Source organism: Novosphingobium sp. 18050, assembly GCF_902706195.1.
Classification (GTDB): domain Bacteria; phylum Pseudomonadota; class Alphaproteobacteria; order Sphingomonadales; family Sphingomonadaceae; genus Novosphingobium.
In genome coordinates this window covers 1-26,777 of the sequence record NZ_CACSJO010000041.1, presented here as the reverse complement: position 1 = coordinate 26,777, position 26,777 = coordinate 1, and the positions used below count along the sequence as shown (strand labels likewise).

General features: G+C 61.5%; 22 protein-coding genes and 3 pseudogenes. 14 read left to right on the top strand and 11 right to left on the bottom strand.

What is annotated here, in order from left to right:
- Positions 1–539 precede the first annotated feature (539 nt).
- From GVL61_RS22850 to GVL61_RS22825, 8 genes and pseudogenes are all read left to right on the top strand, one after another.
- Positions 540–2,810 carry a TonB-dependent siderophore receptor gene (locus GVL61_RS22850; protein WP_235037862.1) on the top strand — a complete coding sequence of 757 codons (2,271 nt, stop codon included), beginning with the start codon at positions 540–542 and terminating at the stop codon, positions 2,808–2,810.
- A 62-nt stretch (positions 2,811–2,872) separates the two neighbouring features.
- Entirely contained in the window at positions 2,873–3,136 is a 264-nt protein-coding gene (locus GVL61_RS22845) for a hypothetical protein (protein WP_159983280.1), read from the top strand.
- Positions 3,133–3,624, top strand: a pseudogene (locus tag GVL61_RS25530) (PepSY domain-containing protein); the annotation flags it as partial. The gene GVL61_RS22845 and the pseudogene GVL61_RS25530, both read left to right, overlap by 4 nt.
- Positions 3,607–3,876, top strand: coding sequence for a PepSY domain-containing protein (locus GVL61_RS25525; RefSeq protein WP_368667147.1), 270 nt, complete (start codon positions 3,607–3,609; stop codon positions 3,874–3,876). The pseudogene GVL61_RS25530 and the gene GVL61_RS25525, both read left to right, overlap by 18 nt.
- A gap of 98 nt (positions 3,877–3,974) precedes the next feature.
- Entirely contained in the window at positions 3,975–4,193 is a 219-nt protein-coding gene (locus tag GVL61_RS25165; RefSeq protein WP_235037859.1) for a hypothetical protein, read from the top strand.
- A 138-nt stretch (positions 4,194–4,331) separates the two neighbouring features.
- Complete coding sequence (locus GVL61_RS25160; RefSeq protein WP_235037858.1) at positions 4,332–4,541, top strand: hypothetical protein; 210 nt, start codon at positions 4,332–4,334, stop codon at positions 4,539–4,541.
- A gap of 186 nt (positions 4,542–4,727) precedes the next feature.
- On the top strand, positions 4,728–4,877 hold the full coding sequence (locus GVL61_RS22830; protein WP_159983278.1) for a DUF2256 domain-containing protein: 150 nt from the start codon (positions 4,728–4,730) through the stop codon (positions 4,875–4,877).
- A complete protein-coding gene (locus GVL61_RS22825; RefSeq protein ID WP_159983276.1) occupies positions 4,874–6,418 on the top strand; it encodes a cryptochrome/photolyase family protein in 1,545 nt (514 codons plus the stop codon). The genes GVL61_RS22830 and GVL61_RS22825 overlap by 4 nt, the downstream gene beginning before the upstream one ends.
- A 67-nt stretch (positions 6,419–6,485) precedes the next feature.
- Here the strand turns inward: GVL61_RS22825 and GVL61_RS22820 are convergent.
- From GVL61_RS22820 to GVL61_RS22785, 8 genes and pseudogenes are all read right to left on the bottom strand, one after another.
- Positions 6,486–7,651: pseudogene (locus GVL61_RS22820) on the bottom strand (IS30 family transposase).
- A 391-nt stretch (positions 7,652–8,042) separates the two neighbouring features.
- Complete coding sequence (locus tag GVL61_RS22815; RefSeq protein WP_159983274.1) at positions 8,043–9,590, bottom strand: transferrin-binding protein-like solute binding protein; 1,548 nt, start codon at positions 9,588–9,590, stop codon at positions 8,043–8,045.
- 260 nt (positions 9,591–9,850) lie between these two features.
- Positions 9,851–11,161, bottom strand: a complete 1,311-nt coding sequence (locus GVL61_RS22810; RefSeq protein WP_159983272.1) for a surface lipoprotein assembly modifier — start codon at positions 11,159–11,161, stop codon at positions 9,851–9,853.
- Between the two features lie 201 nt (positions 11,162–11,362).
- On the bottom strand, positions 11,363–12,730 hold the full coding sequence (locus GVL61_RS22805) for a carbohydrate porin (RefSeq protein WP_159983270.1): 1,368 nt from the start codon (positions 12,728–12,730) through the stop codon (positions 11,363–11,365).
- Positions 12,731–12,959: 229 nt separating this feature from the next.
- Positions 12,960–13,835, bottom strand: coding sequence for an NAD(P)-dependent oxidoreductase (locus GVL61_RS22800; RefSeq protein WP_159983268.1), 876 nt, complete (start codon positions 13,833–13,835; stop codon positions 12,960–12,962).
- A 19-nt stretch (positions 13,836–13,854) separates the two neighbouring features.
- The gene (locus tag GVL61_RS22795; protein WP_200844922.1) at positions 13,855–15,171 is read right to left on the bottom strand and encodes an MFS transporter; all 1,317 of its coding nucleotides are present in this window, start codon (positions 15,169–15,171) and stop codon (positions 13,855–13,857) included.
- A gap of 99 nt (positions 15,172–15,270) precedes the next feature.
- A complete protein-coding gene (locus GVL61_RS22790) occupies positions 15,271–16,278 on the bottom strand; it encodes a transketolase family protein (protein ID WP_159983266.1) in 1,008 nt (335 codons plus the stop codon).
- A 27-nt stretch (positions 16,279–16,305) separates the two neighbouring features.
- Entirely contained in the window at positions 16,306–17,163 is an 858-nt protein-coding gene (locus tag GVL61_RS22785; RefSeq protein ID WP_159983264.1) for a transketolase, read from the bottom strand.
- 164 nt (positions 17,164–17,327) lie between these two features.
- Between GVL61_RS22785 and GVL61_RS22780 the strand changes: the two genes are divergently transcribed.
- Together GVL61_RS22780 and GVL61_RS22775 are read left to right on the top strand one after the other, a co-directional pair.
- On the top strand, positions 17,328–18,194 hold the full coding sequence (locus tag GVL61_RS22780) for a LysR substrate-binding domain-containing protein (protein ID WP_159983262.1): 867 nt from the start codon (positions 17,328–17,330) through the stop codon (positions 18,192–18,194).
- Between the two features lie 244 nt (positions 18,195–18,438).
- Positions 18,439–19,587, top strand: a complete 1,149-nt coding sequence (locus GVL61_RS22775) for an IS30 family transposase (RefSeq protein ID WP_159983260.1) — start codon at positions 18,439–18,441, stop codon at positions 19,585–19,587.
- Positions 19,588–19,687: 100 nt separating this feature from the next.
- Here GVL61_RS22775 and GVL61_RS22770 read toward each other — a convergent pair whose 3' ends face one another.
- Together GVL61_RS22770 and GVL61_RS22765 are read right to left on the bottom strand one after the other, a co-directional pair.
- Positions 19,688–20,320 (bottom strand): tyrosine-type recombinase/integrase, encoded by a 633-nt coding sequence (locus GVL61_RS22770; protein ID WP_159983258.1) that lies wholly within the window; start codon positions 20,318–20,320, stop codon positions 19,688–19,690.
- Between the two features lie 710 nt (positions 20,321–21,030).
- Positions 21,031–21,702, bottom strand: a complete 672-nt coding sequence (locus tag GVL61_RS22765) for a hypothetical protein (protein WP_159983256.1) — start codon at positions 21,700–21,702, stop codon at positions 21,031–21,033.
- A gap of 321 nt (positions 21,703–22,023) precedes the next feature.
- Between GVL61_RS22765 and GVL61_RS22760 the strand changes: the two genes are divergently transcribed.
- Positions 22,024–22,641 (top strand): hypothetical protein, encoded by a 618-nt coding sequence (locus tag GVL61_RS22760; RefSeq protein ID WP_159983254.1) that lies wholly within the window; start codon positions 22,024–22,026, stop codon positions 22,639–22,641.
- A gap of 357 nt (positions 22,642–22,998) precedes the next feature.
- On the top strand, positions 22,999–23,319 hold the full coding sequence (locus GVL61_RS22755) for a hypothetical protein (RefSeq protein WP_159983252.1): 321 nt from the start codon (positions 22,999–23,001) through the stop codon (positions 23,317–23,319).
- A gap of 69 nt (positions 23,320–23,388) precedes the next feature.
- Here GVL61_RS22755 and GVL61_RS22750 read toward each other — a convergent pair.
- Positions 23,389–23,575 (bottom strand): annotated as a pseudogene (locus tag GVL61_RS22750) (integrase core domain-containing protein); the annotation flags it as partial.
- 512 nt (positions 23,576–24,087) lie between these two features.
- Between GVL61_RS22750 and GVL61_RS22745 the strand changes: the two are divergent.
- The gene (locus tag GVL61_RS22745; RefSeq protein ID WP_159983250.1) at positions 24,088–25,422 is read left to right on the top strand and encodes an MFS transporter; all 1,335 of its coding nucleotides are present in this window, start codon (positions 24,088–24,090) and stop codon (positions 25,420–25,422) included.
- 19 nt (positions 25,423–25,441) lie between these two features.
- Positions 25,442–26,632, top strand: a complete 1,191-nt coding sequence (locus GVL61_RS22740) for a benzoate/H(+) symporter BenE family transporter (protein ID WP_235037857.1) — start codon at positions 25,442–25,444, stop codon at positions 26,630–26,632.
- Positions 26,633–26,777: the final 145 nt, after the last annotated feature.

Below are 26,777 nucleotides of genomic sequence, written 5' to 3'. Positions count from 1 at the left end.
CTGCGCCCAAAGCGAGAAAGGAGAAGCCCGCATCTTGAACCTGCCGGTCAACGGCAGCACATAACTCATACCCACCCGGGTCAATTCTCAATGGTAATCCCGGGTCACATCTCAGTGGCAATCAACAGTCTCTCCAATCCCAGTCACCAGTCGCGTGCTGTATCACACCGTGTTTCAGCGCCCCCCAAAAAAATTGGGCGTTCCGACCCTTTCCAGTCGCTCAGCCGCCGAATTCTGATCCCGGGGTGCAGACCATCTCCTCCCCCATTTGGATGCCGAAGATTAGTCATAGCGAAAGCGGGCGCTTCGACGCAGCCACCTGGAAATAGCTCTCATTCACTTCTGTATCTCGGTTACTTTCGCTTCAATCGAGTGAGCGTGTCCAGAAATGCGGGGTGCGCGGAAGCAATAGCCTTTTCGAATACCCCCCAACCCTTGCTGCGCAGAAACATCTAATCAGAAAACGCAAATGACCTTAATTGCGAGTGACTCGCGATAGCAACATGTGTATCCGCGCCCTCGAATCAGGGAGCGACTCATTGAAAACTAATCTGTTCCATTCCGTCAGCGCCATCGCCGCTGCCATTCTCGCGGTGAATTCGGCCCAGGCCTTGGCAGAGGAAGCCGCTCCTGCGCAGGAGCGCAACAGCGACGGTGACATCATCGTGCTGGGCAAGAGCTACGGAATTAATGTCGGCAAGACCGTGACCCCGCTGAAGGATATTCCGAACACCGTCACTCTCGTCGATCGTGAGCAGATTGAGGCGCAGAACCTGTTCACGCTGGAAGACGCGCTGACCGCCACGCCCGGCATCACCGTCACTGGCGTGGGCAGTGAAGGCGCGTCGTTCATGTCGCGCGGCTTTGCGATCAGCAACTACCTCGTCGATGGCACGCCCACGTTCGCTTACGGTGGCTCTGCCGTCATCCCGGACCTGTTCTTCTTCGAACGGCTTGAAGTTCTGCGCGGCCCGGCAGGCCTGTTCAGCGGCTCGGGCAACCCGGCCGGTAGCATCAACATGGTGCGCAAACGCCCGCTCGACGCGTTCAAGGCGCAGGCCTCCGCAGGCTATGGCAGCTACCAGAACTTTCGCGGCGAAGTAGACATCTCCACCCCCATCGCCAAGGGCGTGGCGATCCGTGCAGGCGCCATGATCCAGGATCAGGACCAGTTCTACGACGTGGCCCACCGCAACCGCCTGGACATCTACGGCACCGCCAAATTCGACATCGGCGAGCGCACCACCTTTACCGTCGGCGCAACCTACGATCGCTTCAAGCCCGCGATCCAGACCGGCCTGCCCGGCATCATCGGCGGAACGGACGGCAGCGATGGCCAGCTTCTGGACTTGCCGCGCTCCACCTACCTCGGTGCCGACTGGAACCGCTTCCGCTCCGAAACCATTTCGGTCTTCGCCGACCTGACCCACCAGCTCAGCGACCGCTGGACCTTGCGCGCCAGCGGGCTCTACACCGATCTCGAACGCTTCGACGTCTATAGCTACATCGGTAGCCAGCCGGTCACACCAACAAATGGCGTAACCAACCACATCGCCTACCGCGGTGATACTTTCGAAAAGACGCATTCGTTCGACTTCAACGCCGTTGGCAGCTTCCCGGCATTTGGCCGCGACCAGACGCTGATCCTGGGCATGGACTACCAGGACAGCCGTTCGACGGGCTACTTCACGCGCCTGTCAAACTATGCGAAGATCGATGTCTACAACCCGATCTCCCCCATGGAACCGCTGCTCGATCCTTATGGCCCGCTGCCCTATGTCGCGGTTCAGGGCACCAATGCGGTATGCCCGAATACCACCGCGACGATCACCCCTGCCCCGACCAATTGCGTCAAGCAGGTTTATGGCGGCAGCACTTCCGCCGTCACCCAGTTTGGCATGTACGGGCAGATGCGCCTCAGCCCGGCCGAAGGTTTCACGCTGGTTGGCGGTGGCCGTCTGACTTGGTGGGACACCGATGCCCAGACACTACTGCCCACTCTCGGCCCGAAGGGCGGTTATTCGATCAACAACCGTTTCACGCCCTATGCCGGCCTGGTCTGGGACGTGACTTCGAACTGGAACGTCTACGCATCCTATGCCGACAGCTTCACGCCACAAGCCACCCCCGCTGGCCGAACGCTCGTCGGGGGCGGACAGGTGAAGCCAGTGCTGGGTTCCCAGTACGAAGGCGGCACCAAGCTATCGCTGATGAACGACCGGCTGCTGCTCTCCGCCGCGGTGTACCAGATCGAACAGACCAACCGCCTTTTCAACGATCCTGACAACCAGGATATCGTGCTGCAGATCGGCAAGGTCCGCGCGCGTGGTTTCGAAGCGGAAGCGGCCGGCGAAATTATGCCCGGCTGGCGCATCAACGGCGGTTACAGCTACACCAAGACCAAGTATCTCGAAGATGCCACCGCCGAGTTCAACGGTCTTCCCCTGGTACCGATCATCCCGCGCCACTCGGTGAAGGTGTTCACGAACTACGAGGCGCAGGGTGGAGTGCTGGCCGGCTTTAGTGCGGGCGCCGGCCTGACCTGGTTCAGTTCGACCTTCGGCGGCACCCCCCCGATCCGCAATACCACCACCGGCGTAGTGAGCCGCTCGACCATCGTGCGTCAGGGCGCCTATGCTGTGGTCGATCTGCGCGCAGGGTACGAGATCAAAGAAAGCGTCTCGTTCTCGGTGAACGTCAACAACCTGCTCGATCGCAACTACTATGCGCGTATCGCCGCGACCGGCCGTGGCAACTTCTACGGCAGCCCGCGCACCGTGTTCGCCACGCTGCGGTTCGCCTACCAGTGAACGCCGCGGCCGGCAGTAAAGGCAGAGGTAACCCTGCCGATGCGTGGAAGCGACGCGGTGACATGACGCTGCGCATCGTCGCTGCGGTGCCGCTGGGCTACGCCGTCGCCAGCCTCTGGGCCATGGCCCTGGCGCGGCTGCTGCCGGGCGACAGGGCAGAAGCGACGGTGGCGGCAACGCTCGTCGCCTTCGTCCTGTGCGCGGGCACGGCAATGTGGGCCTTCGCCGCGCGCAGCGGCTGCCGCGCGTTCTGGACGCTCTTGGTGGCCGGCGTCATTGCAGGCGCCCTGACCTGGTTTTCGATCATGGGATCGGGACGGTTATGAGCAAGAGCTTCCGCCAGTCGCAATCCTTCCTCCACACCTGGTCGGGCCTGCTGCTCGGCTGGGTGCTGTTCGTCATCTTCATGGCCGGCACCATCGCGTTCTGGCGCGAGGGACTGAACCGCTGGATGCGCCCGGAACTGGACCGCATCGAGCAGCCCTATGCCGTGCTGGGCGGCGCGCAGCGTTTCCTGCAAGGCAAGGCCCCGGGCGCCAAGAGCTGGTAAATTGCCATGCCCAACGACAAGTCCGCCGGGGCGCAGGTCTCATGGCAACCCCAGCCGGAACCGGGCAAGGAGCGCGGCGGCCAACGCGGCGGGCGCCGGTCGCGTGAAAACCAGGCGCTGATCGGTGCCGATGGCCTGCCCACCGTGGCGCGTGAGACGCGCGGCGGGGACTTCTTCTACCGCTTCCATTTCGACCTGCATTACATGCCGGTCATCTGGGCCCGATGGCTGGCGGGTGTGGCGGCGATGGCGATGCTGGTCGCGATCCTGAGCGGCACCGATGGCGCCTTGGTCTGGCAATCGCCGGCTTCGGGCAGTGCCAGCGTGACGGCGGGCGCGATGATCGGCCTGCATGCCGGGCGCTTTGCCGACTGCGGGATGCGCTGGCTATATTTCTTGTGCGGCATCGGCGGCACCCTGATGGCGGCGAGCGGGCTAGTGCTGTGGATCGTCAAGCGGCGTGAGAAACTGCCCGATCCCGCTCGTCCCTATTTCGGTTTCCGTCTTGTCGAATGACCGACCAGCGCCGATACTTCACGGAGAGAGAAATGACCTTCAGGTATCTGATCCCGCTGGCGGTGGTGCTCGCCTCTTCCGCCGTTTAGGCCCACGAAGTGTGGATCGAACGCGACGGCACCGGGCCAGCATGCATCTATCTGGGCGAGCCTGGTGAAGTGCTGCCCGTTGGCGGTGACCGGGAATTCGATCACCTCAAGACGCCCAAGCTGCTGCCCGACAGCAAGGCCACGATGGCGCGCAAGGCCGGCTATCTGGAAGTAACCGTTCCCGCCGGCGACGGGCGCCTGCATGACGATACCGTGTTCGCACCCTGAGAACCGGGCGATAAAAAGGAAGGCGTCGCCTACTTCGCCCGCGCTGGCCGCAGCGATGCCAAAGCCGCAATACCCTTCAAAATCGCAACGGTCAGCGCAGGTGGCGACCGTTTCCTGGTAGTGCGCGACGGCAGGCCGGTGACCGACATCAACGTCACCGTGATTTTTCCCGAGAAGTGGACGAAGGTCTTTCGGAGGGACGCGCAAGGCACCGTAACTGTGACGCTGCGCGAAAAGGGTCGTTACATTCTGGTCGCCAACCACAAGAACGAGAGCGGCGGCAACACCAGCTTGGGCAAAGTTGCAGTGTTACATCGAATCTCAACGACAACGTTAGTCGCTGAATAACCAGTCCTGCTCAAGGACTTCAAGGACAATCCTTACTGAACGCCGCTGCATCTTTGGCGACCATCAGATCAGAAGCGCCGCGCTTCAGGCGGTAAGGGCGAGAAGCTGCGGATCCGGTGCCTCGCCGAGATGAGGCCGGGCCGTTCAAAATTTGGCTCCAATCGGCTTTTGGTGCGTTAGCATGACATGCCGCATCGCAAGCTGACCTTGCCGACCAAGATATGCCTCTCCTGCCAGCGGCCGTTCGCGTGGCGTAAGAAGTGGGCCAGTGACTGGGATGAGGTCAAGTTCTGCTCGCAGCGCTGCCGCGGCGTGGGGTTAAAGCAGCGGCCATGACAACGCTCGTTCCTGTGCTGGGCGACCAACTGTCGCTCGATCTCTTATCGCTGCGTTCAACAGTGCCCGGCGATGCCGTCATATTGATGATGGAGGTCGCCGAAGAGACGACCTATGTTCGCCACCACAAGATCAAGCTCGCCTACATCTTCTCTGCGATGCGGCATCATGCCCTGGCGTTAGAGGCAGCTGGATGGCGCGTCGATTACGTGCGACTGGACGATCCTGAAAACAGCGGCAATTTCACGGGCGAGATTGCTCGCGCGATCCAGCGGCACGACCCGGAACGGATCGTCGTCACCGAAGCGGGAGAATGGCGCGTCGCCGCCATGCTGGATAACTGGGAGACGCTGTTCGGCCGGCCGGTCGAGATTTGTCCGGATACGCGATTCGTGTGCTCGCACGGCGAGTTCAATGCATGGGCGAGCGGGCGGCGCGAACTGACCATGGAGTTCTTCTATCGCGACATGCGAAGGAAGACCGGTCTTTTGATGGACGATGGCAAGCCGGTCGGCGAGCGCTGGAATTTCGACAAGGACAATCGCAAGCCCGCGCAGGCCGACCTGCTGATGCCGCGTCCGCTCCGTTTTACGCCGGACCAGGTCACCCGCGATGTCATCGTACTGGTGAACGACCGGTTCGCCGATCATCCCGGCGATCTGGAAGGGTTCGACTATGCCGTGACCGCCGCGGACGCTGAGCGACAAGCCGACAGCTTTTTCGCGAACGCGCTACCGCAATTCGGCGACTACGAGGACGCGATGCTGACCGGCGAGCGGTTCCTCTGGCACTCGATACTGTCACCCTACATCAATTCTGGGCTGCTCGATCCGCTCGACTTGTGCCGGCGCGCCGAAGCCGCATATCGCAGCGGCGCCGCCCCGCTCAATTCGGTCGAGGGCTATATCCGCCAGATCATCGGGTGGCGCGAGTACATGCGCGGCATCTATTGGCGCGAAGGCCCCGGCTATGTTGATCGCAACTTCCTGGAGCATGGCCGGGTGCTTCCGAACTGGTACTGGACCGGCGACACCGACATGCATTGTCTATCGGAAACGATTGGGCAGACGCTCGCGACCGCGCATGCGCACCATATCCAGCGGTTGATGGTGACAGGCAATTTCGCACTGCTGATCGGCGCCGACCCCAAGCAGGTGCACCTGTGGTATCTCGAAGTCTATCTCGACGCCTATGAGTGGGTTGAACTGCCCAATACGCTGGGTATGAGCCAGTTCGGCGATGGTGGGCTGCTCGGATCAAAACCCTATGTCTCGTCGGGCGCCTACATCAACCGGATGTCGGATTACTGCGGCACCTGCCGCTACAACGTCAAGGAGCGGATAGGCGATGACGCATGCCCGTTCAACGCACTCTATTGGGATTTCCTCGCCCGTCATCGGGATAAGCTGGACGGCAACCGTCGACTGGCGATGCCGTACCGCACCTGGGATCGGCAATCGGAAGCGGATCAACAGGCGACTCTGGAGCAGGCGGCCACGTTTCTTTGCCGGCTCGATATAGACGGCGGCGCGTCATATTGATGGCGCGGATGACGGCGCCGCCTTCCACAGGGTCGGGATTTGCGAATAGCGGGTGGCGACGGTGGGTTCAACGGGTGGTGGCAACACATGCCTGAAAACGCTCGGCGGGGGTTCGGTAACCGAGCGTTTTGCGAGGGCGTTCGTTGAGCTGCCGTGCCACGGCGCTCAGCTTGGCCTGGCCTGGCTATATAGCGACAGATCGGTAGCCTTGAGAAAATATTGACGCAGCAGGCGATTGGTATTTTCATTTGTACGGCGCTGCCAACGCGATTGCGGATCGCAGAAATAGACTTCGACGTCGCTGGCCAGCGTCAGGCGCCGGTGATCGGCAAGGTCCTTGCCCGGATCCCAGGTGAGCGACCTGTAGAGCTCGCGCGGCAGCTTTTGCGTCTGCTTGATCAGCCCCGATACGACGCTGCGTGTGTCCTTGCTGGCGACCTTGAGCAACATGACGTAACGCGACTGTCGCTCGACCAATGTGGCGATATAGCTGTTCTTCGTGCAGCCGATCAGGTCGCCTTTTCATGCCCGGGAATGGCGCGATCCTCGATACAGGCAGGCCTTTCGCTGATCGAGACCATATCCTTGATCTGTCCGAGGCCATGGCGCTTGAGGCTGGCATGGCGGGATCGGCGGATCGCACGCCGTGCGCGCAGATGCTCCAGCAGTTCCTTCTTCAGAACTCCACGCGCCTGTATATAAAGGCTTCTGTAGATCGTCTCATATGACACCTGCCTGTGCAGCTCCCCCGGAAACGCGCGCATCAGCCACCCCCGCAATCTGTTCTGGAGACCACTTGCGGCGCAGCTTGCTAGATACTGCGCAACACAAAGCGGGTTCACAAGCCACCTTGCATATCTTCGGCCGCAGCCCGCAACCACAAGCTGCCTGATCCGATGCCGCCGCGCGGTATCGTCCAGGACCGCCATTACGTTTGATCTCGCGGCTAATGGTCGAGGGCGCGCGCGCTAAGTCTCGCGCTATCGAACGCAGCGGCCCACCTGCGCTCAGCCCCCGAGATATCTCTTCGCGTTCCGCAAGGCTCAAGGCCTGCCTACCACGCTTGCGTTCAGGAGGCCGGATACCTCCGCTCGGCGATATCACCGAAAACACCGATGAGGACTTCCGGTCGAACCTGCGACCGATCGAACTCATGGACTCACCCCGCTGCCAACGGTCCCATATCTCCGCCCGCTGCGCAGACGAATAATACATCCTGCGACGATATCTCATGGCTCGAACTCCATCTTCCTTCAAAGATTAAAGTGTTGCCGCCACCCGTTGAACACACCACCCTTTCCGGACGCTCATTACCCAGTTGCTGATCCTGAGGTGCTGACGGTCTGTTTTTCCGGCGGGTGTCGACGACATTCGAGTAATTAGTCCAAGCCTACGCCCGACTAATCTGCGGAAGCGTAATGGTACTCTTTCATCGATTATTCACATCGGGATTGAGCATGGGATGTCCGCGTCCCACGTTTTAACAGCCGGCCATAGCACGAAATTGTTTCCGTGACTCGCGGCTCGCGCGCAAAAGCAGGTGGTAAAGGGATACCCACGGCTCGTCACAGGCTTAACCTCTTGCCTCGCACAGAAACGAAGAGATAGCAGTAGCGCTGCCGCGTTAGTTCCGCTTTCCGAAGAAGGCACCGGAATATACCGCGTCTGCAGCCCCGCCTGGAGATACCCGAGTGAAGAACTCGAACGCGCCGCCGATTTCTTCTCCTCCGGGACCGTAGAGACTGCCGCGAATGGACCCGTCACTGTGCCCGGGCGCATCGAAGAGCAAGGTGTCGAAAGCGTACGCATTGCCCGTCGCACTGAAGGTCATAAGGGGAAGGTTGATGGCCTCGTTCGCCGCTGTCCAGGCCGCCGCAGTGAAAGTGCCATCGACCCTGGCAGTCGCGAAGTCGATATCGATCGCGGAAGTTCCCTTCAAGGTGAGCTGCGCCATGTCGCCAAGGCGTTCGCCAGACCCCAATACGGTGGCATTGAAATGCGCGGCGCCCTTGGCTGGCAGCGTTCCACTCAAGGTACGGGCACCATAAGAGAACCACGTGGACAGGCTATGCCGTGCGACCTCACCGACAGGCCGATCTTCGCGCCAGTGGCCGAAACTGCTGTACGTCAACGCAATCTCGGGATTGCCGGCGCCGGGCTTGAACATCTCGAGCCGATACGTGTCATCGCCGTTATGCACCTCATAAACGTCGAAGCGGTTGTCGCTCTGCTGGGCGATCCGGTCATTGTGACTGAAGGTGACATTCTGGAAGCGGGGATCGTTGATGAGGAACATTGGTGTGATGCCGCCATCAGCGCCGAACTCCACACTGCCGAAGGTCGCCGGGAAATAGTAGGCATTGCTGTCCGAAGAGGTGGCTCCGGCCCGCTGCGATGCGGCCGACGTTCCTTGAAATGAATAATATTTTCGCGCGCCCTTATCGAGAACGGTCATACTGGCGTCGATGCCGTCGCGCAGTTGGGTGCCCGCGAAGGCCCCCGTGAATGTGGCCTCCGTGCCATCGTTGCCAAGGATGGTCCCGCCGATTTCCTTGCCGCCCGAGCCGTAAAGCGCGCCGGAGATAGACGAGCGATAGTTGATTCCTTCACGCCCATCGAAGCTGAAATAGCCAGTAAACCCGCCGCTCGCACCAAGGTATCCTGCTCCCCGCCATGTGGCGCAGCAAGTCGAATAGTCGGCGTCGTTGTTGTACTCTCCTGCCTGCCCTGACATGGCGAAAAGGCCATGGGCGAAATCGAGTGAGAATGTGCCATCGCCGATGACACTTCGCGGGAAGTATCCGACCGGCGAAGCAACGCCGAACAGGTCGATGTCGTAAGTCGCGCTGCCGGTGACAGGAACTTGAGCAGCCTTGGTTGGAAAGCCGTAGACAAAGACGTCGAACTGCAAACCACTGGTGTTGGTACGGCGCTGCCACAGCCCGAGGGAAACACTCTGCGTGCGGCCGCCGAGACGCTTCGGATTGAATAGCGTGAGGGATTCGCGGCCCCCGTCCAGTTGGCGTGTGAAAAGCGCATCGCCGACCTCACTGTCGTCGAGAGTTTGCGCCGCGCCGAACGTCGACGAAGCGCCGCTGCCGGATACCGTGTAAGCTTTAGCCGCGGCATCGTAGCGAAAGGTCAGCGGTGCGGTCTGCGCCGATGAGGTCACGACCACATCGCCCTGATCCGTGAGGCGCTGCGTCGTATGCGTCGACGAGGTCGAGAAGTCAGTGGTGCCCGCCCCAGCGCCAAGCGCATGCGGGGAAGACGTTGGAGTGGGAGTGGGGCTGGGCGTGGGCGTAGGAGCCGGAGTGCTGTTTACATCGCCGCCCCCGCCGCCGCAGGCGGAGAGAGTTAGGCTGAGCGCCGCGAGTGAGGCCGTTGCAAGAAGACGTGCGTTACCTGTCGAAGTCACTAGCCCTATTCCCCCTAGAATGCCGACGTGACGCCAAATTCGGCGACGACGCGACGGTAGTCGTAAATTTCGATCGAAGAGTGGTTACGCTCCCATTTGAAGCGGACCAGCGGCGCGAAGCTACCCAAATGCAGCGCCCGCAACGTCGCAGCTATCGAAGCGCTGTAACGATCCTCGACACGCCGGCTTGGGTATAGAAACAGTCGCGCATCGGCTTCGAGGTGACTGTAGGCGACAGTCCCCACCAGCGTCGTACGACCCAGTTCACGAAACAGGTAGGCTGAGGAACCTCCCATCGCCAGCGAGTAACCCGGGTCGCGCGCGGCTTCTCGGAAGCCGAAGGCCTGCACGCCGCCGCCAAAGCGCGCGCTGAAGGCCCGGTCGACGTTTGCCGAAAGCGTGAAGTCGTCCGCGGTTTGCAATGCATTGCGACGGTTGCGGACATGGGCCAAGTTGCCATCAAGGCGGACCTGCCCCCGTTTTCCCAACGACCGCTGCCAACTGACGCCGCCGCCGATCGTCGTACTGAACAGGTGCCCCCCGTACCAACGACGCGACGGACCGGCCGCAAAGGTCAGCTGATTGCCGCCCCAAGTGTACTGCGGCCCGGCCTGGATCGCTACGGAGATATCGTTGAAGCCCGGCTCGCGGTAAAGCGTCGCGTCGGTCGAAGCACGTACTAGCAGGTCGGTGCCGGGTTCGATACCCAGCCGGAAATAGCCCTGTCCCTGCAGGTCGAAACCCACACCAGACTTCGCACGGGCATCGTCGTCGAGCGTGAAGTCACCAATCACGGTGCCCAAGGTATCCGAACGAGTGGCCCGGTTGATGTTGCTGTCGGGGGCAATGGCGACTTCGATCGAGCCGCCCAGCGGTTTTCGCGCATTGAGCGCGCGTGAATAGAAGCGCACCAGTTGCTCTACAGCTGAAGGCAGACCAGCAGCCTGTGCCGCGCGGAGTTCCTTGCGCGCGCCAGCCATGTTGCCAAGCATCGCCTGCATGCGCGCCAGTTCCAGTCGCACGCGCGCGGCGCCGGGTTTGTCATCGAGGATGCGGCGAAATTCGAGCGCAGCATCGGCGTAGCGCTTGAGATCGTCGGCCAGCATCAGGCCCAGTCGAAAGCGCGCCTCTGTGCGAATCTCCAGATCGGAGTCCTCGGTCAGCGCACGATAGGCCGCTTGCGCCGTGATGAAATCGCTGCGGTCACGCGCCTTGCTGGCCAGCGCAAAGACTTGCGCAGCCGAGAGATGTTCAGGCGCAGAATCCAGCGCAACAAGGCCCCCGCGGTCCTGCGCGCCCACGCTGGTCGCGATGCCCGCCAGCATCGTCGCGACCAGCAGTCGACAAATTGAAATAGTACACCCCCGTCGGTGGGATGACTACCGCAGAGACGAGCGCGCTGTCCAGACTTTCAAGCGTTGCCGCAATACCACCAGTTGTTGCGAGGCTTTTTCTCAAAGCGGAAAGCCATATTGCAAATTGGCCTTGATGCCCTGAGGTGGAGCGGATGATCGCCGCTGTTGGAGTCAGAAGGTAGCAAATAGTCCCAAACCTGCCACCAGCACATTCGCCGCCTTCTCACGGCCACCCGGGTTGATGTACCACTGCAAATTGGGTCGGAGGCTGAGCCCAGACATGACCGCCACCGAATAGTTCGCCTCGATGGCGTACTCGTTCCGGCGCGGCTCCAGATCCTCGCCGAGCGCTGCTGTGCGGGCGAGTTGCAGGTCGCGCAAGTTGCGGTTTATGCGCGAGCGACCGATGGCCAAGCCGATCTGGTCTTTCGGGCGACCGGGGATCAGCCCCGAATATGTCATGCCTGCCGTTATGACGTTGACCAGCTTGTTGGTGCGGTGGTCCGCCCCCACAAAATTAAAGAACGCCTCCAGACCGCCCGCCCCTTCGGAATCGGCCGCGAGGATCTGCTGGCGCGCGACGGCGTAGATGCTCGCCCGGCCGCGTTCGCGAGCCAGCGGCTCACCGGTCAGATCGGCAAAGCCGCCGTTCTCGTCATAGACGAGGTTGTTGCTTTTCGACGTGTCGAAGAAGGCGCCGATTTTGTAGGTGCCTGCCAGCTTCGGGTTGCCGCCCAGCTTCACGTCGAACCCGCGCTCCACGGCGACGAAGGCACCCTGTCCCTTGAAGCCCATATAGAAGCCCTTATTCTGCGGGAACACGTTGTCGTTGCGCTGGTAGACGCCGACCATCGTGTAACCCAGCTTGTCCTTCACCTTCACGCGGCCGCCCCAGGTGGTGACCGGGAAGTTGTACCAGTAGTTGAAGCTGGTATGCCCCGGCACGACGCCGCAGAAATAAAGGCTTTGGAAGTGGCAGGTGGTCGAGCCGAAGTCCTCGCCCATAGACATCTTGCCCAGTTTGATCTCTGCCGGGCCGAGCTTCTGCTGATACCATAGGCCCGCGAGACGCCAGATTTGTCCGGCGCCGAACACGCCCTGCGGATACTGGAGCAGGTCCAGCCCGTTCGTGTCGTTGATGTTGTTGCCATGGCGGTTGGTGACTGCGGCGCGGAAAGTGCCCCCCTCGATCCCGGCCATCCTGTCCATGTCGAAGTCGAGGCTGGCGCCCAGTTGCCCGGCGTATTGCGCCTCCTTGCTGGCGCCGGAATTGAGGTTGCCCGCGACAAAACCGATGTAGCTGACGGTCGGCTTGATGCCGATGTCTTCCAGCGAAGTACGGATGCCCGCCCAGTCGCCCAGCAGATGCGGCTGCTCGGCCGGGGCGGAGGCTGCGGTCGTCTTCGGACCGGCGCGTTCGAGTGGCTCGGATTGCTTGGGCGTCGTCTCGGTCGACCAGGTCTGGTCCTTCGTATCCCTTGCGGCGACCTGCAAGACCTCGATCGAAGGCGGCGGCGGAGGAAGCGTGGCTACGGGCATTTCGGTGTCCTCTCGGATGGACGCAGCGGGCCGCTCGCCGGGCGCATATGTGCGCCCGGCGGCGTGCCGGTGGGTCCGGCAGCCCGTCTCAGCGTGGGTTGGTTGTCAGCGAGTGCTGGTGTTCGCTCGCCTCGTCATCGCGAGCACCGAAGGTCTGCGGCGAGCCAGGGCAGCACCATGTCGCCCTGGACTACTTCGCTTCGCTCGCAATGACGAATGGGCGTATGCGTCAGGCTCCGTTGAGCAGGTCGTAAGCGCGGATCACCTGGCTATCATCGGCAGCGCCGTCGCCGCGTCCCGAAGTGCTCAGGAAGAACTGGTGCGCCAGAGCGGCCAGCGGCGTCGCCGCCTTCGCACCGCGTCCGGCTTCGAGCACGAGGCCGAGGTCTTTCACGAAGATGTCGATGGCGCTCGTCACTTCGGGTTCGGCCTCCAGCATCCGGGGGCCACGATCGTTCAGCATCCAGCTCGACGCCGCCGATCCGCCGAGGATTTCCAGTGCCATCTTCGGATCCACGCCGACCTGCCTGGCCAGCGCCAGCGCCTCGGCGGCGGCGGCGATGTGGACGCCGCACAGCAACTGGTTGACCACCTTCACCGCCGAACCCTGCCCGGCGTTGCTGCCCACATGGAACAGCTTGCCGCCAACGCCGTCGAGCACCGGCACCAGTTCTGCGAACAGGTCGTTCGAGCAGGCGACCATCATCGACAGCGAGCCTGCCTTGGCTCCCGCCGTACCGCCCGACACCGGCGCATCGACGAAGCGGCGACCGGCAGCCTCGACTTCGGCGGCGATGGCGGCGACTTCGATCGGCGGGCAGGTGGCCGTCAGCAACACCACGGCACCCTCGGGCAGCGCGGCCAGCGCGCCCCCGTCGAACAGGACCGAGCGGGCCTGCGCAGCGTTGACCACCATCAGCATCAGCACGTCGGCTCCCGTGGCTGCGCCCGCCGCGCTGGTGGCGGAAGAGCCGCCCGCCTTCACCAGCGCTTCCATCGGTGCAGTGCGCAAGTCGAAGCCGGTAACGGCATGGCCCGTTTTAAGGAGGTTGAGGGCCATCGGCATGCCCATGGCGCCAAGGCCGACGAATGCTACCTTGCTCATTTCACATAATTCCTATTGATCAGCGATTGACCTGACGGGCGGGGATCAGCAGCACGAGGGCCACGCCGATCAGTTCGACCGCAGTGATGGTGTAAAGCCCGGCCGACAGCGACTTGGTGGCGTCCACCACCCAGCCGATGACGAAGGGAGAGACGAAGCCCGCGACATTGCCGATCGCGTTGATCGCGCCGATTCCTGCCGCCGCCCACACGCCGCCGAGGAAAGCAGGCGGGATCGCCCAGAACTGCGCCGTCTGGGTCAGAAGGCCCGCCGTCGCGAACGAGAGGATCAGCACCGAAAGCGGCAGGTTGCCGATCGCCAGCGGCGAGAGCGCCAGCGCGATCGCGCCCATCGCCATCGGCAGCATCAGATGGAATCGGCGCTCGCGGCGAAGGTCGGCGCTGCGGGCAAGGAAGAGGATGACAACGACCGCGAACAGGAACGGGATTGCGCTGATCAGGCCGTTCTCCAGCGGATCGGCGACGCCCGCCGCCTTCACCATCGTCGGCAGCCAGAACGAGATCGCATACTGACCCATGACGATGCAGAAATAGAGCAGGCTGAGCAGCCACAACCGCTTGTCGGCGAGGAACTGGCGCACCGACATATGGGCGGTCTTCTCGCGGTTGTCCTCGGCCAGATCGGCCTCGATAATCGCCTTGTCGTCGGCGGTCAGCCAGTCGACGTCGGCGGGGCGGTTGGGCAGCATCCAGAAGGTGGCCACACCGGCAATCAGCGCGGGGATCGCTTCGAGCAGGAACAGCCAACGCCAGCCGCCCCAGCCCGACGATTCGTGGAAGGTCTCCATGATCCAGCCCGACAGGGGTGAGCCGAGCAAGCCCGAGATCGGAATGGCGATGAAGAAGATCGACATCGCGCGCGACCGGCGGGCCGAGGGGAACCAGTAGGTGATGTAAAGCAGCACGCCCGGCGCGAACCCGGCTTCCGCAAGGCCCAACAGGAAGCGCAGGATGTAGAAGTGCATCGGCGTCTGCGCGAAGGCGAACAGGCCGGAGATGATGCCCCAGGTGATCATGATCCGCGCGATCCACAGGCGCGCGCCGACCTTGTGCATGATGAGATTGCTCGGCACTTCGAACAGCGAATAGCCGATGAAGAAGATACCCGCGCCAAGGCCGTAGACGTATTCGCTCAGGCCCAGCTCGCCCGCCATCTGCAGCTTGGCGAAGCCGACGTTCACGCGATCGAGGTAAGCGGCGAAGAAGCAAAAGAACAGGAACGGCATCAGCCGCCAGGTGATCTTGGCGTACATGCGTTCGCGGTGTTCGTCCTTGGGCGCGGCGACATCGCGCGGCATCTCGGTTGCGAGACTCAACGCCTCTCTCCTTTTATGTTTTTTGATATGGTTTTCTAAGGAGCGCTTCACGACCGGTTGAGAACGGCCGGGAAGCGCTCCCGTTGCGACCCGGAAGGGTTAGCCAAGCCAGGAAAGGGTACGCGCGACGACCTGATCGGTGGAGATGCCGTAGCGGTCGTGCAGCGTGGGCAGCGCGCCCGCGTCGAGGAACTTGTCCGGCAGGCCGATCTGGCGGTAACCCGCAGGCACCGTGCCGCTGCCGAGCAGGCAGGCAGCGACCGCTTCGCCAAGGCCGCCGATCACCGAGTGGTTCTCCGCCACCACGACCAGACGGCCGGGCTTCGCGCCGACGGCCTCTATGATGGTCTTTTCGTCGAGCGGCTTGATCGTCGGGCAGTGAAGCACGGCGGCTTCCACCTTGTCGGCGCGCAGGCGGTCGGCGGCCTCCAGCGCACGCATGGTCATCAGGCCCGAGGAGATGAACAGTACGTCAGCCCCGTCGCGCAGCATCTTCGCCTTGCCGAGTTCGAATTTGTAGTCGTACTCGTCAAGCACGGCGGGCACCTTGCCGCGCAGCAGGCGCATGTAGACCGCGCCCTTGTGGTCGGAAATCTGCGGCACCGCCTGCTCGATGTCGATCGCGTCGCACGGATCGACGATGGTCAGGTCGGGCATGCCGCGGAAGATCGCAAGATCTTCGGTCGCTTGATGCGAGGGGCCGTAGCCGGTGGTGAGACCGGGCAGCGCGCAGCACACCTTCACGTCCAGCCCTTCCTCGGCGATGGCGAGGCACAGGAAGTCATAGGCACGGCGGGCAGCGAAGACGGCATAGGTGGTCAGCCAGGGCTGGAAACCCTCGCGCGCCATGCCCGCGCCCGACATCATGAGCAGCTGCTCGGCCATGCCCATCTGGTAGAACCGGTCGGGGTGGTTCTGCTGGAAGATGTGCAGGTCGGTATACTTGGCGAGGTCAGCGGACATGCCGACGATGTTCGGCTTGGTCTCGGCTAGTTTCGACAGAGCGTGGCCAAACGGCGCGGCGACGGTACGCTGGCCCTCGAACGCAATCGAGGCGATCATCGCGGAGGTTTTCAGGCGTGGTTTAGCGGGTGCATCAACGGACATGGAATCTCTTTCGAAAATCAGGAGGGATCAGGCAGCCGCGGCGGCGTAGCCGGCGTCGAGCACCTCGATGGCCTTGTCCCACTCGTCCTCGTCGACGCGGATGAAGTGCGTCTTCTCGCGCTCCTCCAGGAACGGCACGCCCCGGCCCATGAGGGTATCGGCGACGATCGCACGGGGGCGCGGATCGTCGAGTTCGCGGGCCTTGTCGAAGGCTTCGACAAGCGCTTCCATGTCGTTGCCGTCCACGAATTGCGCATGCCAGCCGAATGCCGCGAACTTCGCGGCGATATCGCCCATGCCCAGCACCTGCGTGGAGGGACCATCGGCCTGCTGGTTGTTGAAGTCGACGATGGTGATGAGGTTGTCGAGCTTCCAGTGCGCGGCCGAAGCGGCGGCTTCCCAGGTCGAGCCTTCGCCCAGCTCACCGTCCGACATGAGGTTGTAGACGAACTGCCCGGTGCCCTTGCGCTTCAGGCCAAGGCCCATGCCCACCGCGATGCCGAGGCCCTGACCGAGCGAACCGCCTGAGATTTCCATGCCCGGCGTGTACGATGCCATGCCCGACATCGGCAGGCGGCTGTCGTCCGAACCATAAGTCTCCAGTTCCTCGAGCGGGATCACGCCCGCCTCGATCAGCGCGGCATAAAGCGCGATGGCGTAGTGGCCAATCGAGAGCAGAAAGCGGTCGCGGCCTTCCCATTCCGGCTCGCCGGGGCGGTAGATCAGCGCGCGGAAGTACGATACGGCGAGAACATCGGCAACGCCCAGTGCCTGCCCGACATAGCCCTGCCCCTGCACCTGCCCCATTTTGAGCGCGTGGCGGCGGATCTTGTAAGCACGGCGCGAAAGCTCGGCGACCGGCATGTTGGTTGCGGAAACGGTCATCATTTCTCCTCACGACGCGAGGGGGATGGCCTTCGGGCCCGTCTGCGGGCGTTCGATGCGACCCTCTCGGCGTCAGTTTTTTCTGATCTGTTGCCGCTTTATCAATCGCACTTGCGCTGATGACAAATGACCCTTTCACACTATATGGTGAATCAGATTCACCCATGCCTATTGCATTACAACCCCTCAGCGTCTTCGAGGCCGCCGCCCGCCATGGCTCGTTCCGGCTCGCCGCCGACGAGCTTGGCCTGACGCCAAGTGCGGTCAGCCACGCCATCACCAAGCTGGAGAACGGGCTGGGCACCCGCCTGTTCGACCGCAGCCAGCGACAGGTGCGGCTCAGCGCCGACGGCGAGGCGCTCTACCGCCATGTCGCGGCGGGCTTCGTCGAGATCCGGCGCGGGCTGGAGGAAGTGTCCGCCCGCCGCGCCCGCTTCCTGCGCCTCCACGCCGCGCCCAGTTTCGCGGCGCTATGGCTGACGCCGCGCCTCCCGGCCTTCCTCGAGAGCCATCCGGGCATGGACATCCGCATCACCGCGAGCACCGACTATTCGCGCTTCACCGCCGACGAAGTGGACGCGGATATTGTCAACGGCCCGCCGCTGCCGGGACCAGTAAAGGCAATCCCGCTCGGCGAGGAGGAGGTGACGGTGCTGTGCAGCCCGGCGCTGGCCGCATCGATAACATGCGCCGCGGACGTCATGGCGCTGCCGCTCATCAATGGCGATCGCAACCGGGTGACGTGGACGCGCTGGTGCGAGCAGCACGGCGTCGCACCGCCCGCCAGCTACGCGATGCGGTTCGACCGCAGCTTCATGGTCATCGCAACTGCCGCCAACGGGTTGGGAGTGGCGCTCGAATCGACTCGGTTGGCGCAACGCGAACTGGCCGACGGCAAACTTGTCACACCGCTACCGCAATGTACGATCCGCGAGACTCTTCACTCGCTGGTCTACCCTCTGATCCACGCCGACCGGCCAATCATCCGGGCCTTCGAGACTTGGCTGCTGGGCGAATTGACACCTGCCTGACCGTCATTGCAGGCGCAGCGAAGCAATTAGCGCAATTTACCAAGCTTTGAATTTCTCCGCTGAGTTCGCTACCATCAAATGCCGGATTACTCCGTCGCTACGGCTGCCATCGGGGCAGTCGCGGGCTCAATCTCCGCGTCCTTGGTTTCCACCGGGCTGAGGATTTTGGCGCGCATCTGCAACCGACGGTGGGTTCAACGGGTGGCGGCAACACTTTAATCTTTGAGGAAGATGGAGTGTCGCGATGAAGCAGCGTCGTCGGATCTATTACACGGCCGGTCAGCGAGCGGAGATATGGGATCGTTGGCAGCGCGGGGAGTCGATGAGTTCGATTGGACGAAGGTTTGATCGCGTGTCATCGTCGGTATTTTCGGTGATTTCGCCGACTGGCGGTATCCGGCCCGCCGATCGCAAGCGTGTCAGGCGTGCGCTGAGCCTTGCCGAGCGGGAGTGGATATCGCGGGGCCTGAGCGTCAGTGAACCCTTGCGTGCGATAGCACGGCGACTGGACCGCGCGCCCTCGACGATCAGTCGCGAAGTCAGGCGTAACGGCGGCTTTGCACGGTATCGGGCGACTGCGTCCGATCAGGCGGCATGGGACCGTGCTTTGCGGCCCAAGCCCTGCAAGCTGGCTTGCTCGCCGCCACTGGCCCGGGCAGTATCGGCCAAGCTGCGCCGCAAATGGTCACCGGAACAGATCGCGGGGTGGCTCAGGCGCAGTTTTCCTGACGAGCCGCACAGGCAGGTGTCGCACGAGACCATCTACAGAAGCCTGTACATACAGGCGCAGAAGGAACTGCTGGACCATCTGCGCGCCTGGCGCACCATTAGCAGGTCCCGGCACGCTAGCCTCAAGCGCAACGGACATGGCCAGATCAAGGATGCTGTGTCGATCAGCGAACGCCCCGCCTCGGTCGAGGACAGCGCCATTCCCGGCCACTGGGAAGGCGATCTGATCGGAGGCACGAAGAACAGCTACATCGCAACGCTGGTCGAACGGCATTCGCGCTATGTGATGCTGATCAAGGTCGCCAACAAGGACACAAGGAGCGTCGTGTCGGCGCTGATCAGGCAGACGCAGCGCCTGCCGCGCGAACTCTACAAGTCGCTTACCTGGGATCGCGGCAAGGAACTGGCCGATCATCCATGCCTTACGCTGGCTACCGATGTCGACGTCTATTTCTGCGATCCGCAATCGCCTTGGCAGCGAGGCTCGAACGAGAACACCAATCGCCTGCTGCGACAGTATTTTCCCAAAGGAACCGATCTGTCGCTATACAGCCAGGCCAAACTGAGCGCCGTTGCCAGGCAACTCAACGAACGACCAAGGAAAACGCTCGAATACCAAACACCCGCAGAGCGTTTCCAAGCTTGTGTTGCCTCCACCCGTTGAACCCACCAGCAATGGAACATAGCCGCTGTCCGGCGACAATGGGCGAGTAGCCGCCACGGTGCGGTCCTGGCTCCTCGCATATGCAAAGAGCCAGGCAATGTCAGATCTCGGTACCCTCCGCCAACGTCAAGGCGTCCTCCACGTCCACCCCAAGGTATCTAACCGTGCTTTCGATCTTCGTGTGCCCAAGCAAAATTTGGACTGCACGGAGATTTCCGGTCGCCTTGTAGATGATCGATGCCTTGGTTCGGCGCAGAGAGTGAGTCCCATAATCTTCGCTGGGCAAGCCGATCCCGGTGACCCATTCATCGACAAGGCGAGCAGATTGCCTGGTGCTTATGTAGGATGGGTGATCAGTGCGACTAGGAAATGCAAAGTCCTCCAAGGATCCACCGCGGAGTTCCAGCCACTTGAGTAGGCTGGCGCGAGCATCGGTCATCAGTTCAAACTGAACCAGTCTACCAGTCTTTTGCTGTACCACCGTGGCCCGTGTTCGAATTTTCCGATCACAAACGACATCGCTGATCCTGATCTTCACCAGATCGCATCCGCGAAGTTTGCTATCGATGGCGAGGTCAAAGAGGGCACGGTCCCGGATTCGCCCATGCTGGTCGAGAAAGAAACGGATTGCCCATATCTGACGGGGTTTGAGCGCTCGCTTCACACCAACTTTGCGCCCGGCGTTCCACGATATCCGCTCGCGAGCGGCGGGATCAAACTCTGATAATCCCATGACACATCTCCTGTGGCCCTAACGGCCATAGGTAGAACGCTTCAGAGGAAGCCGACCCTTTAGTGCCGTTCAGCCGCCAAAGCGCGGGTGGGAACCGAAAAGGATCAAATGCATGGCGTCCCGTGAATGACGGCTATTCCTCGGTCTGGCTGGAAAGTAGACTGTCGCTTTCCCACCATTGATCGCCACTCCGCATTCCCAAAAGGCATCGGACGCAATGGAAGCGGTTCGACCGGTTACAGTGTCCAGATCGGTGCCCGATGTGGCGGAATATGTTGAAAAGCGGTCGTTTAATTGGCTCTGCCGGGAGTGCTTGCGCGAAGTTGCTCGAGGTCATCAGCACGGAACATACCCTGCGCATTCTCAACCGCTACGACACCCGCAACCATGAAACTGATCAGCACTAGCGCGAAAAGTCTGGCTTGGTGTCTATCGGGTTTTGGGAACCGCCGCCGCCAGCTAAATCTGGGCAACACCATCCACCCCACAGTTTGCATCAAGACCCAGTTGGCAATTATAAATGGGCCAATGATAACATTTGGGAAGACGAATGGCAGGATGGCCAAAATCAACGACACTGCGAGAGATATTACGATCGCTGCGCGGAGCTTAGTTGGTTGTTTCTGAAACATGTTGGAGCCCATAGTCAGCCTTTGTGACCTCCGTTATGGGGCGCGTGCCGACGAGATGCTTTCGTCGAAAAATGGTGGTTAGCTGCCGTTGGCCCGAAGCAGGCGGTTCGCGTTCTTAGACGTCACTCCAAGCGACCGTGCGGTTTCGTCAACGGTGATTTCTGGGCGCGCTTTTCGCAATTCTTCTGCTGACCAGATCAGCGATCCCGACATTGCGTCCGAGAAAACACACGGCGTGGCGAAGGTGTTGCCAATATTCAAAACGCGCTCGTACGTTATAAATTCGTCCGGCCAAGTGCCTGCTAATACACCTTCTGCCACTTTATCGCTAATCCGTCGTAGAAAGTATTGGTCAAATATGCGCTCCTCCTGAGCGATCATCCAATGCTGACCACATTCGCTACATTTCGAGAGATGAAGCCACCAAATATCGCCCCCGTGATCCCGGACATTTTCAATCGTCGCAAACACCCTCTCATCGAGACCGTCACCACCCATCGGAATGGCGGCGAGGTCCCGAATAGAAGCGCATTCGCACTTTTCGTGCGCCCCAAGATGTTGAGCAAGCGACTTACGAAGTTTCCATACTACGTCCCTGTCGCGATAATCGGCTGAAGCAAGGCTCCAATGCAGGCCTTCCCCGAGCGGGGCTTCGAGATCGTTCTGCCCGAGAAACCACTTTTCGAAAGATATCTCAGCGATATCTCCGCGAGCAAAGGCCCATAGTTTTGAAAGTTGTTCTGCGGTCATTCTTACGCTCTTACTCGCCAATGCCAAACGTCCGCAACGGGGCGTTTCAGCACGGGCAGCTTTATCGTCCGATAGCCGAATGTTAGGTTACCGGCGGGTAGGCAGGGATAGCTGCCGTTCTGCTCCGCCACAGCGGCACCCTATTTCGAGCATATAGCCGCCGGTCGCGAAGCGCCCCAAGTCGGTCGCTCCGCAGCCACAAGCGCGCACCCCAAACCGGCCATGCCGGAAAACACCTGATTGTCGTCAAGCAAATGTATATCATTCGTTTTTGAGAAAGAATTTGATCCTAGGCAGGCAAGGCCGGAATTAGGAGTTCTCATGCGTCTCGCGTTTTGTCTCTCGCTTATAGTCGCAATTAGCAGCGGACCTCTTGTGGCCGCGCCGCCATCTGATGAGATTTTGGCTCGCTCGATCGCTGACCTAAGCGGGAAAAGTTGTTACGGTATTGCTGCCGGTACGATCGCAATGCCCACCATGGCCGATCCCAACGCACTCGATAAATCGATAAAAGCCATCGAAGGCATGGGGCTGAATTATGGTGTGAACGACAGCATGATGAAGGGGTTGGGGAGGCCCGGCCTAACACTGATTTCGCAGGCAACGATGGGATCAAAGTCATTTGACCAAGGTGAAGTCGTTTTGGCCGTTGGTGGTAGTCAGCCTGGCTGTCGTGTGATTTTGCTATCAGAACCCACCGTCAACATCACCGATGCCATTTCGACCCAGCTTTCTCGGAATGATTGGAAGCCGGTGCCCAGCATGACCGCTATGCGGGGTGCTATAGAACGACGCGCATTTTTCAGGCGGGATGGAAAAGGAAATCCCTACCTGATGAACCTTATGACAATCACGAGTCCTGCTCCCGATTCAAAGCTGCGGATGTTCACCACGACCATTCGCATTCCCAGCGGGGTCCAACTGCCCGAAGGGCTATAAACTTACCCCCTGACGACAATCACATGTTTTCCGTACAGGAGGCACGTAATTCCGCCAGAAACACGTCACGCGCGCCACTTCTTGTCGTTCTTATGGATGAGAATGCACGGGAAACCCTGTCGGATTGAAAAAGTGCCGGAAACCCCATCAGGCGATGTTTCCCGGCATACCCTATCGGCAGCAAGTTGCGGCCTATCGCCCCAAACCCGACAGTCTTCTACCCACCACTTTTCGCCGTTCCATCGGCAGGGTGCCCATCTGAATGCGCGAAACCTGCCCGACCGGAAGTGTTCGGAAAACCGGCCTGTCGGCACGCGCCCCCTTGCGGACATACGGCGGTCGAAGCAAACTCTGGCCATGAAAGCCTATGCAGAAGTTGATTCCGCCATCGACGCTTGGGCGCAAGCGACTGTCAAAAAGCTCTTCACCGAATGGGCGGATCAGCCCGCGAGGTTCGCTTACCTGCCGGGACGACGGCCGTTTGAGTGCTTTCAAATCTCCATCGACCCACCCTTTGCCGGTCGCGTTGCCGCATCGGCTCGATCCGTCGACACCGATGACGAAAGCGAGTTCGATGAGCGCTGGGAGGGAGCAACTGACGCGCTTCCTGATCTTCTCGAAGAGGCTACTGCTACGGTTCAGAAGTGGGTGAACCGTCCAACAACGAATGGCGGCTAACCACGGTGTGAGGTGGTCTCGCCTTTCTGGACAGTTCGGCGGCTGAGTTAAGCTAATCCCAGTTGTCGTTCATGCCGCCATTCTGGTCATCAGATTATGGGGGCATGCCCCCATAATCTGATTGCCGGGACCGCACATAGGCCTCTGCCGGGGTTCTCCCGGCAAGACCCGAGCGCGGACGCTGGGTGTTGTAATAGGTGATCCATCGGGCAGGGCCAGCGCGAAGCTCCGAGCCGGTCTCGAAGGCATGGAGGTAGCCGCCTGCAGAAGTCCTCGACCAGTTCCTTGCCTCATAGTATCGAGCAGGTGTTGCGACGACCGGTTGAGCCCGCCATGCATTGGTCGCCAGATGTACGGTCGCGCCACGCTCGATCTGCCCGAGGCAAGGATCATGGCGCCAGCATGATCCAATGTGCAATGAATTTCTGTCAAAGCTCGATTTGGGCGCTGCGCGCGTTGGCGGGAGCGCCGCACATTCTCGATCCGCGCATGGCCCCCAGCGACGCCGATCAGTCGATCTCCGCACGTACGACGAATGGAGTTAGTGAGCACCGGCCATCATACAGGAGTGTCAAATAGACGCAAATGCAGCTAATTTTGGCGAAGATATCCCAGGGCTCGGAAGCGCTAGGCCACGGAAATCCGAGCGTTTTCGGCCAGTCATACTCTCAAAGTATACGGATTGGACTTAATCGGTATTTGGCGCATTCACGTAAGTCATTCAACCTCCCTCAAAATCACAATCAATAAATCGGGAGAGTGATCGATATGCAAGGTATCGATGTAAGTCGAATTATCGACGAAGCCAGACTAAGCAGCGTCCACAAAAAGATCATCGTTGCCTGCGCGCTGCTATTGATCGTCGACGGCTATGACGTATTCATTTACGGAACAGTCCTTCCCCAGTTGATGGAACAGTGGAGCCTGACACCGCCGGAGGCCGGTTCGCTGGCAAGCTGGGCCCTGTTCGGAATGATGACGGGTGCGCTGCTCTTCGGGTCGCTCGGCGACAGGATCGGCCGCAAGAAGTGCATTACCATCTGCTTCGTCCTGTTCAGCACCGCGACGTTCCTCAACGGTTTCGTCACCACGCCCACGGCTTTCGGCGTGTTCCGCTTCCTGGCGGGGCTCGGCTGCGGCGGGCTCATGCCCAATGCCGTGGCGCTGACGAACGAATATGCTCCCAAACGCATGCGCAGTACACTCGTGGCGCTGATGTTCAGCGGCTACGCGGTGGGCGGCATGGTCGCGGCGGGGCTCGGCATCTGGCTTCTCCCTCGGTTCGGCTGGCAGGCAATGTTCATTGCCGCTGCGGTGCCGCTCGCGCTCCTGCCGCTGATCCTTCGCAGTCTGCCCGAATCTATCGGCTTCCTCATCCGCAATGGGGAGCACGATAAAGCACGCGCCATCCTGCGCCGCCTGTCGCCCGACGATGCCGCGGCGCTCGCAGGCACCCTCTCCTATCCTGAGAACTCGGCCAAGCGCGCATCCCTCGCCGAACTGTTCCGGCACAACCGCGCGCTGGGCACGACGGCCATGTGGCTCAGCTTCTTCTGCTGCCTGCTGATGGTCTACGCACTGGGATCATGGCTTCCGCAGCTGATGCGCAGCGCTGGATACAGCCTGGGATCGAGCCTGTCGTTCCTGTTCGCCCTGAACCTCGGCGGCATGTTTGGCGCCATCAGCGGCGGCAGGCTGGCCGACAGGTTTGGCCTGCCCCGAGTGGTCATGGCCTACTTCCTGCTCGGCGCCGTGTGCATCACGCTGCTGGGCGTCAACAGCGCCACGCCGGTGCTCTACCTGCTCATCTTCGTGGCCGGCGCCGGGACGACGGGCACCCAGATTCTGCTCTACGCCAGCGTGGCCGATTTCTACACCCTCTCGGTACGCGGAACGGGTCTTGGCTGGGCTTCGAGCGTAGGCCGGATTGGCGCGGTCGTCGGCCCGATGCTGGGCGGCCTGCTCCTGGCTGCGGAACTGCCAATGGCCCTGAACTTCGCAGCCTTCGCCATTCCCGGTCTCGTAGCTGTACTTGCAACCGCGATGTTCATGATTAGCCGACGCCAGCAGGTTTCGCGCGAAACCGTAGTGCTCACAGCCTGACGACATGACGCACACGGCCATGACACAGACAGAGCCTCGGGCCTCCATGATCCCGGCCGTGCTGGCCGGGATCATCGCCACCACCATATCCTACGCCGGCCCGCTGGTGATCGTGTTCCAGGCCTCCGCGAGCCTCGAGCCGGCCCTGGTCGCCTCGTGGATCTGGGCGATCTCGATTGGCAGCGGCGTCCTTGGCATCGTGCTCAGCTACAGGTGGAAGGTGCCGGTGGTTATTGCATGGTCGGCGCCGGGTTCGGCGCTGCTGGTGACAATGCTGCCGGGGGTAGACTTCGGTACAGCGGTAGGCGCCTACATCGTTGCCAATCTCGCAGTCCTGGCGGTCGGCGCGTCGGGTGCGTTTGATAAGGTTGTCACCCGGTTACCGGCGTCGATCACCGCCGCGATGCTGGCGGGCATCCTGTTCCGGTTCCTCGTCGACATGGTGGGCGCGTTACCCGCCACGCCGCTGACGGTCCTGGCGATGATGGCCGCGTTCTTCGCGGGGCGCATCCTCGCACCGCGCTATGCGATAGTTGCCGTGCTCATTGTGGGGACGGCGATGACGGCGCTGGCCGGCGGATTCACCGGCTCTATCGGAACCCCGCACCTGACCATACCGGTATGGACGACCCCGCGCTTCGACTGGGCCGCCACCGCCAATATCGCCCTGCCCCTGGCTGTGGTTGCCCTCACCGGACAGTTTTTGCCGGGCATGGCGGTGCTTCGCAACGCGGGCTACGACCATCCCCCAGCCCGGCCGATACTTTCGGCCAGCGCGGTCACATCGATGGTGCTTGCGCCCTTCGGTTGCCACGGTCTCAACCTCGCCGCATTCACCGCCGCGATCTGCCTTGGCCCCGACGCGCATCCGGATCCGGCACGCCGCTATATCGCCGGCATCGCAGGCGGCGTGGCGTACCTCGTCTTCGGAGCCTTCGCCGCAACGGTGCTAGCCCTGTTCGCGACCCTGCCGACAACACTGGTCGCCGCACTTGCCGGTCTCGCACTGTTCCCCGTCGTCGCATCGTCGCTCGCCGGCGCGCTACGAGCGGAACGGGGACGCGACGGCGCCCTCGTCACTTTCGCGGTGAGCGCATCGGGAGTGACATTCGCGGGCTTGGGGTCAGCCTTCTGGGGGCTGACAATCGGACTGTTCGTTCACGCGCTTCAGGCGCTTGCATTGCGCCGCAACCAAGCCGGCACGACCTGACCGGGGAGCATATCCCCCGCGCATAATAAGAATACGGGAGAATTTTTAATGTTCGCGGTTATGGCCCACACGCTGACCGGCGTGCTCCTTGCAGCGCCCGCGCCGGCCGTCTTAGCGCAGCCGTCGTCTCCGCAGGAAACAGTTC

Excerpts from the sequence above, each read along its gene's own strand:
- GVL61_RS22760 (WP_159983254.1), top strand. The coding sequence starts at position 22,024 with ATGCGTCTCGCGTTTTGTCTCTCGCTTATAGTCGCAATTAGCAGCGGA.
- GVL61_RS22785 (WP_159983264.1), bottom strand. The coding sequence starts at position 17,163 with ATGACCGTTTCCGCAACCAACATGCCGGTCGCCGAGCTTTCGCGCCGT.
- GVL61_RS22790 (WP_159983266.1), bottom strand. The coding sequence starts at position 16,278 with ATGTCCGTTGATGCACCCGCTAAACCACGCCTGAAAACCTCCGCGATG.
- GVL61_RS22800 (WP_159983268.1), bottom strand. The coding sequence starts at position 13,835 with ATGAGCAAGGTAGCATTCGTCGGCCTTGGCGCCATGGGCATGCCGATG.
- GVL61_RS22830 (WP_159983278.1), top strand. The coding sequence starts at position 4,728 with ATGCCGCATCGCAAGCTGACCTTGCCGACCAAGATATGCCTCTCCTGC.
- GVL61_RS22770 (WP_159983258.1), bottom strand. The coding sequence starts at position 20,320 with ATGGGATTATCAGAGTTTGATCCCGCCGCTCGCGAGCGGATATCGTGG.
- GVL61_RS22805 (WP_159983270.1), bottom strand. The coding sequence starts at position 12,730 with ATGCCCGTAGCCACGCTTCCTCCGCCGCCGCCTTCGATCGAGGTCTTG.
- GVL61_RS22745 (WP_159983250.1), top strand. The coding sequence starts at position 24,088 with ATGCAAGGTATCGATGTAAGTCGAATTATCGACGAAGCCAGACTAAGC.
- GVL61_RS22765 (WP_159983256.1), bottom strand. The coding sequence starts at position 21,702 with ATGACCGCAGAACAACTTTCAAAACTATGGGCCTTTGCTCGCGGAGAT.
- GVL61_RS22825 (WP_159983276.1), top strand. The coding sequence starts at position 4,874 with ATGACAACGCTCGTTCCTGTGCTGGGCGACCAACTGTCGCTCGATCTC.
- GVL61_RS22845 (WP_159983280.1), top strand. The coding sequence starts at position 2,873 with ATGACGCTGCGCATCGTCGCTGCGGTGCCGCTGGGCTACGCCGTCGCC.
- GVL61_RS22755 (WP_159983252.1), top strand. The coding sequence starts at position 22,999 with ATGAAAGCCTATGCAGAAGTTGATTCCGCCATCGACGCTTGGGCGCAA.
- GVL61_RS22810 (WP_159983272.1), bottom strand. The coding sequence starts at position 11,161 with ATGCTGGCGGGCATCGCGACCAGCGTGGGCGCGCAGGACCGCGGGGGC.
- GVL61_RS22775 (WP_159983260.1), top strand. The coding sequence starts at position 18,439 with ATGAAGCAGCGTCGTCGGATCTATTACACGGCCGGTCAGCGAGCGGAG.
- GVL61_RS22780 (WP_159983262.1), top strand. The coding sequence starts at position 17,328 with ATGCCTATTGCATTACAACCCCTCAGCGTCTTCGAGGCCGCCGCCCGC.
- GVL61_RS22740 (WP_235037857.1), top strand. The coding sequence starts at position 25,442 with ATGACACAGACAGAGCCTCGGGCCTCCATGATCCCGGCCGTGCTGGCC.
- GVL61_RS25525 (WP_368667147.1), top strand. The coding sequence starts at position 3,607 with ATGGCGATGCTGGTCGCGATCCTGAGCGGCACCGATGGCGCCTTGGTC.